This window comes from Microbacterium sp. GbtcB4 (assembly GCF_019091465.1).
Taxonomy (GTDB): Bacteria; Actinomycetota; Actinomycetes; order Actinomycetales; family Microbacteriaceae; genus Microbacterium; species Microbacterium paraoxydans.
This window is the reverse complement of sequence record NZ_JAGXJJ010000056.1, coordinates 1-295: the sequence shown is the minus strand read 5'-3', so window position 1 is coordinate 295 and position 295 is coordinate 1. Positions and strand designations below refer to the sequence as shown.

Annotated in this window: 1 pseudogene; it reads right to left on the bottom strand. The window is 75.6% G+C overall.

What is annotated here, in order from left to right:
* A pseudogene (locus KVS71_RS17265) lies at positions 1-295 on the bottom strand (DNA/RNA helicase); the annotation flags it as partial.

The following is a 295-nucleotide window of genomic DNA, read 5'->3' as shown; positions in this document are numbered from 1 at the left end:
TCTCGATCGACGAGCCCCTTGTTCAATGCCGCCTCCCAGGTCGAGAGCGCCTGTTCGAACGGATCGCACGTGGACACCAGGCTCAGCACATTCTCGTTCGGGTCCTCCAGCGCATCGGGGTGTCGCGGGCCCAGGGGCCGAGCCCAGTGCACGCGGGCCTCCGGCGGCTTCCCGCCCCGGCCGCCCGGGCTGGCGGCGAGGGGGAGGCGCGGTCTCTCGTCGGGCACCCCGATGCCCCGCCGCCCCGCCCGCGCCACGCACGGCAGTCGGACACCGGGCTGCGCCGCGGCCACCC